Genomic DNA, 15,849 nt, shown 5'->3' on the forward strand with positions numbered 1-15,849 from the left:
CGCAAAACGCGTCATGCGCCTGATGACGGCCCACGGGCTCGTGCCCGTGTTCAAGAGCGCGAAGCGCTACTCCTCGTACAAGGGCGAGATCGGCGGCGCGCCCGCCAACCTCGTCAACCGCGACTTCCATGCCGCGAACCCGAACGAGCTGTGGGTCACGGATATCACCGAGTTCAGGATCCCGGCGGGCAAGGTGTACCTGTCGCCGGTCATCGACTGCTACGACGGTATGCCGGTCGCCTGGACGATCGGCACGAGCCCCAACGCCGCATTGGTCAACGGGATGCTCGGGGACGCGTGCGCCACGCTCAGGCCCGGCGAGACGCCGATTATCCACTCGGACCGGGGATGCCACTACCGGTGGGACGAATGGATCCGCATCTGCGAGGAGCACGGCCTGACTCGGTCGATGAGCGCGAAGGGCTGCAGTCCGGACAACGCGGCCGCCGAGGGGTTCTTCGGCCGGCTCAAGCAGGAGTTCTTCCACAAGCGAGGCTTCCAAGGTGTCTCAATCGACGAGTTCATCACGTTGTTGGACGAGTACATGGTCTGGTACAGGGACAAGCGCATCAAGACCGAATACGGAATGAGCATCATGGACAAACGCATCGAACTTGGGCTCGTCGCCTGAACGCGCGTGCTATCGTTGCGAACGACTATTCAAACAACGAAGTCCAACAAAACGTCACCTCCCCCGTGGCGGTTTTTGCTCGCTTACGATGCAGTCAGCGAGCAAAAACCGCCACGCACATGACCAACACTGCACATCGCCGACTGCGCTCACTCCCCGCGCCAGCCCCTAGAGCACGCCACCGCCCGCGCTTGACGCCCCGCTCTCCTAAAGTAAGTGGCATGTCACTTGGTTTGAACATCCTGCTGATTTTCGTGTTTCTGTTGCTCGGCTCCGTGTTCTCTGGAACCGAGCTCGCGCTGGTCTCCCTGCGCGGTTCGCAGATCGACCAAATGGAACAGGAGGATGCTCGCGGCGCGCGCGTGGCAAAGATCGCCCGCGACCCCAACACGTTCCTGTCCACCGTGCAGATCGGCGTAACGCTGTGCGGCTTTCTATCCGCATCGTTCGGTGAATCGTCGATCTCCCCGTACATCACCCCGATTGTCGAAAGCTGGGGTGTGCCCGCGCATATCGCCGCACCGCTGACCACGATCACCCTCACGCTCATCATCTCGTACTGCTCGATCGTGATCTCGGAAATGGTTCCGAAGCGTATCGCCATGCAACGCACCGAACAGATTGCGCGCGCCGTCGTGCCCGCAATCGACATTTTCGCCACGATCTGCCGTCCGATCATCTGGCTGATCGGCAAGAACACGAACGGTATCGTCCGTCTGCTTGGTTTCGATCCGAACGAAACCGAGTCCGAGGTGAGCGACGACGAGCTGCGCGTACTCGTGAACACGAACTCGTCGCTGAGCAAGGACGAGCGCATGATTCTCGACGATGTGTTCGATGCGTCCGAAACGATCGTCGCGGAGGTCATGCGGCCGCGCGCGGACGTTGTTTTCCTTGATGGCTCGCAGTCGATCGCCGATGCGGCCGCGTACGTGCGCGAGATGCCGTACTCGCGTTACCCGGTCACCGGCAAGGATTTCGACGATGTGATCGGTTTCGTTCACGTGCGCGATCTGCTTGACGTGCGCGATCCGAACGCGAAAACCGTCGCCGACGTAACGCGCGAGGGGATTTCGCTGCCGGGCACGTCGAAGTTGTTGCCGAGCTTGTCGCTGCTGCGCAAGCGTGGCATTCACTTGGCTGTGGTGATTGACGAGTACGGCGGCACGGACGGTATCGTCACGCTTGAGGATATGACTGAGGAGTTGGTGGGCGATATTCGTGACGAATACGATCTGCCGGAGGAGTCGGGCAAGTCTGGAGCGGATGGCAAGAGCGCGTTTGTCAACGGCGTGGCGACGGTTGACGGCGGCATGACGATCGAGGATTTCGACGATCTGACTGGCATTGAGCTTGAGGATGGTCCATATGAGACCGTGGCTGGCTATTTCCTTGCCAAGACCGGCAAGATGGGTGAGGTCGGCGAAGTACTGCACTCCGACGACGGCTATGACATGGTGATCACCAAGGTCGACGGCCGACGCATCGAAACGATCGAAGTGCGCAAGGCGGACACACCGGCCGCCACAACCGATTCCGCCGCGGCGTGACCTCTCCCGCGCGCTAGGACATCAGACAAAGCACCCCCCTCCCCGCACCCCCACACGTTAGTGCTCAGTTACGGTCGCGCCCGGGCCTTGAAAAGGCCGTAACTGAGCAGTATCTCGTCCCCACTACTGAGTTACGGCCTTGTGCGGACCCTTTCGAGACCGTAACTGAGCAGTATCTCATCCCTACTACTGAGTTACGGCCTTGTGCGGACCCATTCGAGACCGTAACTGAGCAGGAACTCGTCCCCACTGCTGAGTTACGGCCTTGTGCGGACCCTTTCGAGACCGTAACTGAGCAGTATCTCATCCCTACTACTGACTTACGGCCTTGTGCGGACCCATTCGAGACCGTAACTCAGCAGTATCTCATCCCTACTGCTGACTTACGGCCTTTTTCTGGCCTTCTCGAGGCCGTAACTCAGCAGGAACGAAACGTTAGTGCTCAGTTACGGTCGTTTGGGAGTTTAATCAGGAGCCCGAAAGAAGCATCGATGGCGAGCGATACTCAAGGGACTATGTGATATTGCCAACGAACGGCCGCGCGTGGCGTGATGCGCTGGCACGTAGAGTGGATGGTACCCAGCTTTCACAAGAAGCCAACAACCGAAAGGAGCAAGTCATGACGCTTGCATTCGTTGTCCCCGGACTCGACGAGGCCACTTCCGAAAAGGCCATCGCCATCCTGCAAAATCGTCTCAGCCAAGAGCAAGAGGCCGCGCTCGTGCTCAAGCACGCGCACTGGAATGTGACCGGCCCGAATTTTATTGCCGTGCACGAGATGCTTGACCCGGAGGTCGAGTCTGTGCTGGCTCAGGCTGACGAAACGGCTGAGCGTATCGCCACGTTGGGCGGCACTCCGGATGGCCGTGCGGACGCGATCGTACGCAACCGTACGTGGAAGCCGTTCGACGTTGAGGGTCGCGCTGGCACTACCGCGTATCTTGAGGCACTGATTGAGTACTACGATGCGTTCATCGCTGACGATCGTAAGGCTATCGCTGAGTTGGATGAGCTCGATGTGATCAGCTCCAACGTGATTCAGGATCACGTCCAGCAGCTCGAAAAGTTCCAGTGGTTTATGCGCTCTCACCTTGCGTGAGTAGGTAAGATTCCACGCCTTGGTGTTGCCGATCCATGAAGCAGCAACACCAAGCAAACGCGGCCGTAACTGAGCAGTATCTCGTACCTACTGCTGAGTTACGGCCGTTTTGCGTGTCTCAAACGGCCGTAACTCAGCACAATCCAGTCCTTAATGCTGACTTACGGCCGTCACAGTATTGGCTGGCGGTTGAGTTCACGCTTGAGTTGCCGCCAATTGGGCTGATACATGTCCATGCGTTGTTGGAATTCGGGACCGTGTCCACGTGTATTCCACAAATGAGTCATCTCATGAACCAATACCGATTCTAAGAATTTCGGGTCCATCAGTCCTAATTGCAGGTTGAGGCGAATACGACCGGTTTTTGGCGTGCACGACCCCCATCGTGAGCTCATAATCCGCAAACTAATATGCGTAGGCGTCCTGCCAATAACTGGCCCCCACTTGGCCAGCAATCCGGGCAGTGCGGCGTTGATCATATGCGCAGCCTGCTGCTTTCGTTCGTCGGTCCAACCCAAAAAGTGCGGCTCCTCGGTCCCCTCGCCTTGGCCACCGCCAACGCCCGAAGCTCCGTCACCACAGTGTGAATCGCACCCGCCGTCTAACGTGCGCGTTTGCGCTCGAGCAATTTGTTGCGCAATCCAATTCTGCCGCGAACGCACAAATTCGGCGATCTGCCCGTCGCGCATCCGCAGCGGCGCAGACACTGTCACTTCGCCAGTTCCGCGCGCAACCCGTAAATACATGTTTTTAATCGGTTTACGCGTCACCGTAACCGGCAGTCCGTCAATCGTCATGACAATGGTTATGCTTCGGGATGCACGCGGCAAAGCAGTTGAACGGCGAACAGGCATATGACCCATTGTCGCAACATCCCGGACAGCGTCTCGCGCTTCACGAACGTTATAAACGACATCAGTTTGGCGATCAAGAGGCAGATAATGCAATTTGCCGAGATCTGTTTGCCGATTGAGAGGCTACCTTCATTAGAATAAAAGCCAAATTCCCGAAGTTCGGGGCATTAATGCCTGAAACGGCAGGCTGCCTCTCAACATCAAACCGACCCCAACACAGCAAAAATCAGCTTCCCGATCGCCAAACTATCCAATCAGCCGCCCGCCGCAACCATCAACCTCACATCTCACAGCCTAAAACCCACTTCGTGAACAGTCTCAATGTTCCCTTCTGCAATTCCTTCTGCAATCTGAGAGGCAGATTTTGCACCATGCAAACATCTTTCTGCAATCTGAGAGGCAGTCACTACGAGATAACACGGCATATTACTCAATAATATACCCCCGTTCTCGAGGTATATCACCAAGTACCTGCCTCTCAGATTGCAAAAAGACCCCAGCATGGAGCAAAATCTGCCTCTCACATTACAAAAAGCCCCCATCAAACCCCATCACAAGGCCCCACACATCACAAAAGCCCGCGCGCGAGACGACGAGCACCTACGCTACCGACGACCCACGCCAGACACGCGACATTCCACAGCACTGCCGTCCACCTCAAATAGCAGTCTCAGCGCAACCGCCCAGTCCCCGTGCCAACCTTTCCGCCGCTCAGCAGGAATTGCTTCATATTGCGCTGCAACGACGTGCGCTCAGGCAGATCCTCAAGAGGTGCCGAGCTCCGCTGAAACACCCATTCGCGCCAATCCGACGCATCCGGATTGGTTTCAAGAATGGCGAATCGATGCTGAAACCCTAGAATATGCGAGTTCTCCGGCAGTAACTGTTCAAGCGCGGGGGAGAGTAGCCACGATTCGCACATATATGGCAGACCGACCCAGTCAGGGAAAAATCGCGCAAAAAACGACCGCGAGCGCGCGATAGACTGGTCGCAATGGTCGGGGTCAATCCGCGCATCGGACGGAATATGCATGTTGACAACCCGTGGCGTTCCCGCAACGGCCGGCACGTTGTCACCCTCAGCCAGCTCAAATTCCAACTCGCCCAAGCGAAACAGCCGCGCGCTCAATTGACGGTATGTCCAAAAATCGCGATCAAATCCGTAGCGACCATAGCTGACGCGATGCTCGCCAATAAACCGCGTAAAACAAGCCATTGTGGCATCGAACACGTTGTCTGGAATCCCAATGCGACAGTACTCGGGGAACGTGTACTGGCCGGCCGCGAACAGCATCCAATACAGCATGTGCCAGCCGTCAGGATCATCGCCAAGCACAGTTTTGAGGCTCGTCCATGACTCGCAGCACTGCTGCGGATCGGCGAGTCCGCGCACTGCCTCCTTGCCTTCGTCTGTCAGCGTTTCGCCGGATTCGTCGATGCGCTGTAGCTCGTCGCGCACTTCGGCCTGCAGATCAATACGTTCCGCTACTTGCGCAACCGTTAACGTCGTTATCGACACAGTAATGCCACTGTCAATGCGATCTTGCATCCCAATCACTGCTCTCTCTTCCCGTGGGATTTGCATGATCGACTGTACCAGCAGCGTGGCCGACATGCGCGAAACTGATCGAAACGGCGAGATGCGAACGTTGCGGCCGGCGAGCTGATGCGCGCATAGGCCGTAACGTTCGCAACCGTCGCCGATGACCGCAACCGTATCGTCGATGACCGCAACCGTTACGCCGCGCGCAACAGATCAGCGCAGCGCCAGATGACGTTGGCGATGCGACGCAGTTCTGATTCGGTGCTGACCGTGCGCCAGACGTCCGCGTATGTTTCAAACCAGCGTTCGAGATCGCGCGCCACGCGTTGCGCTGGGTCGCTTGATGGAAGCGTCGGGTCGGACGGCACGCGAGTTGGGTCGGACGACGCACAAGTTGAGTTGTCCAACGTTCCAATTGGCGCATTTGCCGATCCCGGTGTCGATTCGCCCGCACCGCTCCCACAGCCGCACGCAGCCAACCCGGCCAGCCCCGCATCGTCCGCACTCACCACTTCCGCGCGCACTGCCAAGCACGCGCCCAGCTCATTGAACAACCGCTGCCCTTCGATCGCGACCAGTATCGGCTGCAAACGATTCGCCCGCGAATCAGCCGCCTCGTACTGTACTGCGTTAGCGCTCGCCACGCCCAGTCGAGCCGCCGCCGCATCCAACGCAGCATTCGCTTCGCGCCAGCGCACGATATCTGGGGCAAGCCATGCGAGTAGGTTCGCGCGCGCTTCGTCCAACGTAGTACTCGCGTGAATGCGCGCAGCGTGCTCAGTCTCGTCGGTCCAAATCGTGTTGCGCACGTCTTCGTTCAGTGACCCGTCACCCAAGTCGAGTTCCAAATAGCGGACAATATTATCCCATCCGAACGTCACCTGATGGCTTGCGTCGCGCAATGCGGCGACGAACGAGCTAGTCCGGTCGCCGTACTCAACGATGGAAATACGACGGTCCAGTTCGACGTGCGCTCGCTCAGATCGAGCGGCGCCATCCGCAGCCCCACAACCACAACCGCCAGCCACACTCGCCGCCCAATCCGGGTCCCACGCGCACTGCGCGCCGTAAATCATCCCCGGAATCGCCATGCGCGGATCGTTGACATGCCCGAAGTCGCCCCAGTCGGTCACGAGGAATCCGGCCGCGCCGTACTGCGCGCCGTAGCGAGCGAGCCGTGCGATGTTCTCCCACGCCCAGTCGATCCGCGGCAGCAGCGCATTCCAGCACCACACGGCCGGACACACGTACTGCTGCGCGCCCGAATCGTCCACAAGCCGCACTTTTTCGTCGGTGATTTGCGGCGTATACAGCCAGTTGAGCAGCATCACGCCTTTCGGCAGCATCCCCAGAATTTCAGGCATTTCGACCGCAATATCGCCCCAAAACAGCGGTTCGCGGCCCTGCTCAGACAGGTGACGGCACAGTCGCGTCACATAATCGGCGTACATGGCCGCAACGCCACGACGGTCGGCTTCCGGCTTGGACCGCCCCTTGCCGAGGTCGAAGGTTTCGTCGCCGCAAATATTGAATTTGCGCGTGTGGAACAGCTCAAGATAGTCATCGATGAGTTTGAACGACAGCGCGAGCGCGTCTGGCTCGGTGATGTTGAGCGTGTGGTGTTCCATGCGTTCAATGAAGCTGTACGTGCGGTCGGCTTGCTCGGGAAATTCGCCGAGATGACGCAGTTCGTGCGTGCGCAGTGCCATGTAGTGATGTCCGAATGTTGAGACAGACGGTACCAATTCGATGCCGCGCTTGTCGCAGTAATCGTCAAACGCAATGATGTCGGCAGGCTTGAGCGGACTCGCACCGCGCCACGTTTCGCTCATATTGTCGAACGCAAACGTGTGCTCGATATACAGCTGAAGCTGGTTGTATTTGTACAGGCACAGCTTGTCAGCCCAACGTTTAAGCCAGTCGAGCGTGGGAACGCGGCCGCGCGTGGCGTCGAGATAGTAGCCGCGAGTTGCGTACGTGGGCTGATCGTCGATCGTGAGTTGTGGCAGGGCGGGCACGCACTGACGGATGATCTGACGCAATGTCTGTACGCCGTCGCGCAAGCCGGCTGCTGTGGTTGCGGTGACCGTGATGCCGGTTGGCGCGATAGTGAGGCGATACGCGAGTTCGTTGTGCTGCTGAGCGGAGGAGTCGTTGGATGCGTGCGGTTCGGTTGGATTCGCGACAGTCGCGTGCGTACTGAAAGTACTGATGGTGCCCGTATCAGCTGAGTATTCGTTCGTTGGCACGATTTCGGCAGCAATATCATCGCAAGCCGGCGATGCCGTTACGCCAGCCGGTTCAATAGACAACGTGATAAACGACTGCCAGCGATCACCTTTCGCAACATCCCAGCGAAGTCCAGTCGCCGCTTCGATATCGTCGGCGATCTGCTCAGCCCATACGTTCGTAGCATCCGCGTCGCCCGCGTTCTCAACAATGCGACCGACGTACGGCAACATGACCGCCGGCGCGTCACGATCGATCGATACCGTGCGAGGCTGCGGAATCAGCTCAAACTCGCGCGCGTCGCCTTCCACGTAATACTGCATAACGTTCCTTTCCTGCCGCTGCGGCGACACCGCATCATGTCACCTGTTCGGTTGCGCTGTCTTCGCGCGCCGATACTGACGCCAGCAACGTATTTGGCGTTGCTATTGTTAGCATGCACAGTTTATCGTCGCCCATCGCCTATTACCTGACGACCATTGCGATAGTGCGGCTGACTTGCCTGCAACTGCCAGAACGTTGCCAGCGAAACCGACTGAGTACGCGTTAAGAATACGCGACCGCTTGCGAAGTCACTCACAAAAAGTCGAAACCCTTGATATTCTGCGGTTTACAGGGCGTTATCGAGACTGTGTTGATTGCCGCGACACGCCGAAGAGGCAGCAATTTGCTGGTTTGATTTGACATATAGATTGATGCTGGTAATCTAGTCGATTGTGCGCTTTTGAAGCGTGCGGATCGGGCCCGTAGCTCAGGTGGTTAGAGCGCATCCCTGATAAGGATGAGGTCGGAGGTTCAAGTCCTCCCGGGCCCACGCGGAAAAGTGAAGCGGCTGCATGCCGCTCTTTTTTTCCTACAAGTTAACATGGGGCATTGGCGCAGCTGGTAGCGCATCTGCTTTGCAAGCAGAGGGTCGCCGGTTCGAACCCGGCATGCTCCACTTCTCACACAGAAACCCCGGAATCGCAAGGTTCCAGGGTTTTTCTTTTGCATCCCATAGAGTCGTCGGTAGGGTCGTTTTCTGGGTTATTGGCAGTTATTTCGTGTTCGACCCTCAGTCGAGCATGTGTGCCTTCTCCTGCGTGGCAGAAAACGCTCACTGACGGTGCCCTCAGTGAGCGTTTTCTGCCACTCCTATTAGTGCCAAATCCGAATATTCCAACAACCAAAAACCGAACATGGCATTGTAAAAACCTGCAATCTAGAGCAAACTCCACGGACGTGATCCGCTATGCGACGAGCCGTCCGAGGTCGTCTAAACCGATGACTTGGCCGTGTTTGGTGGAGAATGCTTCGTTGCCGCCGTAGACTACGAAACGGTCGTCCGGGGACACATTCATCATCGGGGCAAGATCTTCTAGGATTTCAAACGATTTCGGATTGTATGTGGCAGAGGACTTGATTTCCACTGCATATCGTGGTTTGCCGCCTTGTTCGAGGATTGCGTCAATTTCTTTTTTATTGCTGTCACGCCAGTAGAATAAACGTGGTTCGCGTCCAAGCGCCTGATATCGTTTGATGATTTCGATCATCACTGCATTTTCGTATAGATTGCCTCGATATTGGCTAGAGAACATTTGCTCATCGGAGTCGATTCCAAGGAGATTTGCCGCTAGTCCAGTGTCGTAGAAGTATAGTTTGGGCGCTTTGATGAGTCGTTTTCCGTAGTTGCGATGGTAGGGGTGGAGGCGGAAGACAACGAAACTGGCTTCGAGAATAGACATCCAGTCGTTTGCTGTTTGCACACTGATACCGCAGTCGTTGGCAAGGCTGGCCATGTTGAGGACTTCTCCGACTCGCGTAGCGCACAAACTCAAGAACGTGTTAAATTCGGCGATCTTTTTGACACCCAATTCCGCACGAACATCCCTGTCAAGATAAGTAGCAATATAGCTTGGGAAAAAGTCTCTAGGGTGCATGTTCATGGCATATAACCTTGGGTATCCGCCGCGCAGCAGAAATTCGCTCATGGAAGTGGGAGCAACATTTGCTGAGACCAACTCTGCATATGACAGTGGGAGCAAATGAAGCACTGATACGCGGCCTGCCAAGGATTGAGAAATACTGTTGAGCAAGAGGAAATTCTGCGAACCAGACAGTACATATTGCCCGGGTTCGTTTCGACGATCAACCATGCCCTGCATGTAGGAGAACAGAGAGGGAACTCGCTGTGCCTCGTCAATGATCACATGCGAATCGTATCGTTCGAGAAATGATCGTGGGTCGTCTACTGCTAGCGCACGGGTGTCTTCATCTTCTAGTGATACATACCGATAATTTGGAAACGCCTGTTGGACGAGTGTGGACTTGCCAGATTGCCTAGGTCCTGTCACCGTTACCACGGGAAATAGTCGGGACATGCGTATCATCGTATCCGTCAAATCGCGTGGAAACATAGCGTACCCTCTACATATTAAACTTTATGATTTACATAAACCGTAATGTATGATTTACATAATATCAAATATATGAATTGCATAATCTCTATTGGCGGTTTTCTCTCACTGACAGTGCTCTAAGCGAGCGTTTTCAGCCACTCCTATTAGTGCGTGGCGATTTTCTCTCACTAACACTGGTCTAAGCGAGCGTTTTCTGCCACGCACATTGGGGCGCGTATGGAGGTTTGATCACGCGATGGAATTGACCCGTTTCAATCCATCGCGTGACCATGACCATAATCACGCGATAGCAAAAACACTCGATTTTCCATCCCGTGACCGGTATGCGCGGTTGCTGAGTGTGATATTACGGCGGAGGTAAACCCATCTTCCGCCGCAATATCACAAAATTAGGGTGTTTAACGTGATATTGCGGCGGTAACACAGCAGGTCTCCGCCGAAATATCACGCAAATCCGACCCAAAATGTGACATTCCGGCGGATACACTAAGAGCCTCCGCACTCTGAGTGGCGTATTAGCGTGACATTCCGGCGGAGATTAAGCAACTTACCGCCAATATGTCACACTACCAACCAAGATTGCGCGACTGAGAGCACACATACCTTCTTCTCCGCTAGGAATGGTTTTTATACCGATCTTGTGATGCTACTCAGCCCATTACTCGTTAGAACGCTACGTCTAAAAACCTCTGATTCACACGAAACGTTCAGCATTCTCTGACCACACACCAACACACGAATGGTTATATATAAACAACGGCCGAAAGGCCCGATAACTAAACAACCTTCTTCTTTCTCCTTTCTTCCCCCGAAGCCCGGCCCAACCGCCGGGCTTCTTTCTTTTTCACCCACCCCATCATCACCAAATTTGCCTTCAAGTTAAGTTGAGGCAGTAAGCTAGGAGAGTGGTAATAACCCCACGGAGGTGGCTTATGAAAACACAAGAAATCGGACAGTCGGGCATGATCGCGTCGCGCGTGGCGCTTGGCGTAATGCGCATGGATGCGCTAGATAACGCTGAAGCAACACGCACAGTCGCGGCTGCTACTCAAGCTGGCATCAACTATTTCGACACCGCCGATATTTACGGATTTAACGCACACAAACTGCACGCCAGCTCGGAGCGGTTCGGTCAGGCGTGGAAGCTCGCTGGACTCGATCGTAGCGAAATTTTCATTCAGACTAAGTTCGGCATCGACAATGATTACGATGCGGAAGGTCATGGCACCGCGTACGGCTATGATTTCTCAACCAAGCACCTGCTTGACTCGCTTGACGCCGAGCTGGAGGCGCTCCAAACTGACTACGTTGACACTGTGCTGCTGCATCGCATTGATACGCTGTTTGAGTTGGATGAGGTTGCTGAAGCGTTCGACAAGCTGGAGTCGAGCGGCAAGGTGCGTCATTTTGGCGTGAGCAACATGGGACCGTGGCAGATTGAGTTGCTGCAGAGCGGACTGAAGCAGAAGCTGGAGATTAACCAGCTGCAGTTCGGTTTGATGCATACGCAAATGCTGGATGCGGAAATACATTTCAACGTGGCGGATGATCCTGCCGCAGATCGCACGGGCGAAATTCTGCCGTATTCTCGCCTCAAGCATATGACAATTCAGCCGTGGTGCCCGTTCCAGTCCGACACTGAATACGGCCCGTTCGTTGGCAATCCGCATTTCCCGGAGATCAATGCCGAGCTGGATCGATTGGCTGCAAAGTATGATTCGACACCGAACGGCATCGCGATGGCGTGGATATTGCGCCATCCGGCTGGCTTCCAGCCGCTGGTCGGTTCGATGAATCCTGATCGTATTCGTCAGATAGCGGCCGGTGCTGACGTTGATCTTGAACGTCGCGATTGGTGGTCACTGTACAAGGCAGCCGGCAATCGCCTTATCTAACGATCAACAACGTATTACTGACGATGTTTCACGTGGAACGTGCAACACACAATGACGTGTGATGTTCCACGTGAAACATCACATACTCACACACTTCGTTTCGCCCTGTCAAACTGACTTTGGCAAAGTCCTCCGCTTGACAAGTTCGTCGCGAATCTCAGTAAGCAGCGCAACCGTCTGCTCTTCTGCAGTCGGCGTAGATTTGTCGTCAACCGTACTCGAACTTGAGTCAGCCGCGACCGTTTCTTTACTGGCAACATCAGCCGTTCCCTTGCCGACTGCCTCTTTACTGGCAGCCTCCGCAGCATCAGCCGCAGCCTTGAGCTTCGCTTTCACCAGCAGCGCATCAGACATATCACGAAACTTGTTAATCGGCACCAAAATAAAGAAATACACCGCCACCGCGATGATGAAAAAGTTGAGCACTGCGCCAAATACCGCGCCGATCGATACTGTGGCACCGTTAAAGGTGAACGCAAGCAGCCCGTCCATGTTCGGCTTGCCGAAAATCATCGCGATTAGCGGGTTAATCAAGCTGTTTACGATCGCATTGACCGCCGACGTCACTGCACTGCCCATCACGACACCGACCGCCATGTCAATCATGTTGCCGCGGGCAATAAATTTCTTAAATCCGTCAATCATACGAAAGCCTCCTTGTGCACTACGCTAGCAGGCGCAGCGCGCAAGGAAGCTTGATATAACGATATACTCGATCACATCGTCAGCCAATGCTGACGATCAACTGAACTCGTCAGTTCTCAGCAGCCACCTCAGCAGCAGCCGACTCAGTACCAGCCGACTCACTAGCCGCTTCAGCCGCGCGTGCAGCCGCAGCCTTCCACCGAGCAATGCACCGCTCGATACGCTTGTACCCGATAATCTCCGGACCCAGCCCAGCTTCACGGAAAATCTTGACCGGTGATTCACCCCGTCCATACCGTTCCATGCAATCTTTTTGGAATTCATCCGAATATTCGATTCGATTCGTCGTTGCCGACCGTACAGCAGACAATCCAGTCAGATACTCAATCTGACCGTCGTCAAACACCACTTTTTTGCTGACCACCGTTCACCCGATTCATCATTACTACGACTTGCTTGCGCAAGTTAACACTACGTTGCACACTAAGGTTACGCGAACTTTCCTGTATTACACTACAAGATAACCCCCCCCCAGATAAATTTTACCTAACAGTTACCGACAAAAAAGCGCAAAAACCGCTGAAAATAAGCAATCTCACACGATTTTACACTCCGTCAATTCTTTTCTCAGCATATATAAACCGTGTTAATTATTGAGACACAGGCCGTATCTTGGGAAAACTCTTGTGCGACGCGACGACACAACCATACAATAAAGCCGTCTTACCGATGACTGAACCAAGGGAGATCCATGTTCACCAACGATTACATCCAGCGCGTGTACGAGCAGGTTGAGCGACGCGACGGCGACCAGCCTGAGTTCCTGCAAGCCGTGCGTGAGGTTTTTGAAACGCTCGAACCCGTAATCGAAAAGCACCCCGAATATGAGAAGGCGGGAGTGCTTGAGCGCATTGTCGAGCCGGAGCGCGTGGTTAAATTCCGCGTCGCGTGGACCGACGACGCCGGTAAAGTACAGGTCAACCGCGGTTACCGCATCCAGTTCAACTCCGCGATCGGCCCGTACAAGGGCGGTCTGCGTTTCCACCCGACCGTCAACGAAGGCGTGATCAAGTTCCTCGGCTTCGAGCAGATTCTCAAGAACTCGCTGACCACGTTACCGATGGGCGGTGGCAAGGGCGGCTCCGACTTCGATCCGAAAGGCAAGTCCGATGCCGAAGTTATGCGTTTCTGCCAGGCATTCATGACCGAACTGTGCCGTCACATCGGCCAGTTCACCGACGTTCCGGCCGGCGATATCAACGTGGGCGGCCGCGAAATCGGCTACTTGTTCGGCCAGTACAAGCGCATCCGTGACGAATACTCCGGCGTGCTCACCGGCAAGGGACTTGAGTTTGGCGGCTCGCTCGCCCGCACCGAAGCGACCGGTTACGGCGTGTGCTACTACACTGCCGAAGCGCTGCGCGTGTTGCGCAACGATTCGTTTGAAGGAAAGACTGTCGTGATCTCCGGTTCCGGTAACGTTGCGATTTACGCTGCGCAGAAGGCCGAGCAGCTGGGAGCGAAGGTCGTAACTGTGTCTGATTCCAACGGTTACGTGTACGATCCGAACGGTATTGACGTGGCTGTGGTCAAGCAGATCAAGGAAGTCGAGCGCGGTCGTATCAAGGAATACGCCGAGCGCGTGCCGTCTGCCGAGTATCACGAAGGTTGCTCGGGTGTGTGGAGTGTGCCGTGCGATATTGCACTGCCGTGCGCCACGCAGAACGAGATCAACGAGGCTTCGGCCGAGGCATTGGTCGCCGGTGGCTGCAAGGTGGTGTGTGAGGGTGCGAACATGCCGTCCACGCCGGAAGCGATCGCCGTGTATCAGAAGAATGGTCTGCTGTACGGCCCAGCCAAGGCTGCGAACGCTGGCGGTGTGGCGGTTTCTGGTCTTGAGATGAGCCAGAATTCGTATCGTCTGTCGTGGACGTTCGACGAGGTTGACGCCAAGCTCAAGTCGATTATGGAGACGATTGTTGCCGAGTCGCTGGCTGCGGCAAAGGAGTACGGTCACGAGGGCGATCTGATGCTCGGCGCGAACGCGGCCGGCTTCGTCAAGGTTGCCAACGCGATGGTCGCGCAAGGCGTGCTGTAAGCCGATCCAAACCGATCCAAGCCGATCCAAAAGGCCGTAACTGAGCAACATCACACCATGTGTGCTCAGTTACGGCCTTTTTTCATACCACAAACGGCCGTAACTGAGCACACACCACATCATCATGACTCAGTTACAGCCGTTTTTGCATACACGCATACATATGACCGCCCGTTACACGCCTTATGTATTTACGATTACATTAAGAGATAAGGCCCGAAATTTTGCGCACTTTGGCTTGGGCTTGAGATGAAAGGGCATGGCTCGTGTCGAGGTGCCTCATTTGAAAGTGAGCGCGTAATCCGGAGTGGTGCCTCACTTAGGGTGAGCGCGAAATCCTAGTCCTTATCGGCTGGTGGGGTTTCGTTGTCTTCCGGTTCGACGCCCGCGATCCGGGCGAGCGTCTTGTTCAAGTATGCCATGTCCGGGCCCGAGCGTCTGGCCAGCCGCGCGGTGCGCGGGGCGGCCATGTCCTCGAGCCGGTCTTGGATGTCGTGGATGCGGCGGACGAGTTCGGCGGGGTTCACGGTCGCGAGCGTGCGTTCGATCTCCTCGCGCTTGTCGTCGGGGATGAAGCCGGGGCCGCCCGCGGCCCTATCTTGGTCGTCGAACTCCTTGAGCCGCTCCCATGGTGTGCGCGGCCTGTCGTAGACGCGGCGGGGGCGTCCGTCCCGTGTGCTTTCGCGCGCGATGGGTTTCTTGGACGGGGTGAACAGGTTGGCCTTGACACGCACCAGTTCCCACAGCTCGTTGAGCAGGTCGAGCTCGTCGGCGGTGTACCGGTAGTAGAACGCGTGGCGGCGCACGACGTGGTTGTTCCTGGACTCGACGGTGGCCTGGTCGTTCTTCCTGTACGGGCGGCTTCTGGTCTGCTCGATGTCGCGCTCGTGCAGCCACGCGATCAGG

10 protein-coding genes, 2 tRNA genes and 2 pseudogenes are annotated in these 15,849 nt (G+C 55.9%); 7 read left to right on the forward strand and 7 right to left on the reverse strand.

The window, feature by feature from the left end:
- The 3 genes from BHAP_RS09560 to BHAP_RS09570 all read left to right on the forward strand — a co-directional run.
- Positions 1-631, forward strand: a 631-nt coding sequence (locus BHAP_RS09560) for an IS3 family transposase (RefSeq protein ID WP_143248784.1), incomplete at its 5' end; no start/stop codon positions are given.
- A gap of 221 nt (positions 632-852) precedes the next feature.
- On the forward strand, positions 853-2,181 hold the full coding sequence (locus BHAP_RS09565) for a hemolysin family protein (protein WP_094730472.1): 1,329 nt from the start codon (positions 853-855) through the stop codon (positions 2,179-2,181).
- Between the two features lie 619 nt (positions 2,182-2,800).
- Entirely contained in the window at positions 2,801-3,280 is a 480-nt protein-coding gene (locus tag BHAP_RS09570; RefSeq protein ID WP_094730473.1) for a Dps family protein, read from the forward strand.
- A gap of 170 nt (positions 3,281-3,450) precedes the next feature.
- Here BHAP_RS09570 and BHAP_RS09575 read toward each other — a convergent pair whose 3' ends face one another.
- The 3 genes from BHAP_RS09575 to BHAP_RS09585 form a co-directional block, all read right to left on the reverse strand.
- Positions 3,451-4,134, reverse strand: coding sequence for a M48 family metallopeptidase (locus BHAP_RS09575; RefSeq protein WP_169713206.1), 684 nt, complete (start codon positions 4,132-4,134; stop codon positions 3,451-3,453).
- A 670-nt stretch (positions 4,135-4,804) separates the two neighbouring features.
- Entirely contained in the window at positions 4,805-5,683 is an 879-nt protein-coding gene (locus BHAP_RS09580; protein ID WP_094730475.1) for an acyltransferase domain-containing protein, read from the reverse strand.
- A gap of 188 nt (positions 5,684-5,871) precedes the next feature.
- The gene (locus BHAP_RS09585) at positions 5,872-8,229 is read right to left on the reverse strand and encodes a beta-N-acetylhexosaminidase (RefSeq protein WP_094730476.1); all 2,358 of its coding nucleotides are present in this window, start codon (positions 8,227-8,229) and stop codon (positions 5,872-5,874) included.
- 417 nt (positions 8,230-8,646) lie between these two features.
- Here BHAP_RS09585 and BHAP_RS09590 point away from each other — a divergent pair.
- Positions 8,647-8,720, forward strand: a tRNA-Ile gene (locus tag BHAP_RS09590).
- Between the two features lie 53 nt (positions 8,721-8,773).
- Positions 8,774-8,846, forward strand: a tRNA-Ala gene (locus BHAP_RS09595).
- A gap of 289 nt (positions 8,847-9,135) precedes the next feature.
- Here BHAP_RS09595 and BHAP_RS09600 read toward each other — a convergent pair.
- Positions 9,136-10,302: an ATP-binding protein gene (locus BHAP_RS09600; protein WP_211279727.1), complete on the reverse strand. Its 1,167-nt coding sequence runs from the start codon at positions 10,300-10,302 to the stop codon at positions 9,136-9,138.
- Between the two features lie 935 nt (positions 10,303-11,237).
- On the opposite strand from BHAP_RS09600, the gene BHAP_RS09605 reads away from it, so the two are divergent.
- Complete coding sequence (locus BHAP_RS09605; protein ID WP_094730477.1) at positions 11,238-12,200, forward strand: aldo/keto reductase; 963 nt, start codon at positions 11,238-11,240, stop codon at positions 12,198-12,200.
- 315 nt (positions 12,201-12,515) lie between these two features.
- Here the strand turns inward: BHAP_RS09605 and BHAP_RS11930 are convergent.
- Together BHAP_RS11930 and BHAP_RS09615 are read right to left on the reverse strand one after the other, a co-directional pair.
- Positions 12,516-12,845, reverse strand: a pseudogene (locus tag BHAP_RS11930) (MscL family protein); the annotation flags it as partial.
- Positions 12,846-12,954: 109 nt separating this feature from the next.
- Positions 12,955-13,269 (reverse strand): hypothetical protein, encoded by a 315-nt coding sequence (locus BHAP_RS09615; RefSeq protein WP_244569382.1) that lies wholly within the window; start codon positions 13,267-13,269, stop codon positions 12,955-12,957.
- Between the two features lie 327 nt (positions 13,270-13,596).
- On the opposite strand from BHAP_RS09615, the gene gdhA reads away from it, so the two are divergent.
- A complete protein-coding gene (gene gdhA / locus BHAP_RS09620) occupies positions 13,597-14,943 on the forward strand; it encodes an NADP-specific glutamate dehydrogenase (RefSeq protein ID WP_094730479.1) in 1,347 nt (448 codons plus the stop codon).
- Between the two features lie 338 nt (positions 14,944-15,281).
- Here gdhA and BHAP_RS09625 read toward each other — a convergent pair.
- Positions 15,282-15,849, reverse strand: a pseudogene (locus BHAP_RS09625) (integrase catalytic domain-containing protein); the annotation flags it as partial.

Source organism: Bifidobacterium hapali (assembly GCF_002259755.1).
In the GTDB taxonomy this organism is placed as follows: domain Bacteria; phylum Actinomycetota; class Actinomycetes; order Actinomycetales; family Bifidobacteriaceae; genus Bifidobacterium; species Bifidobacterium hapali.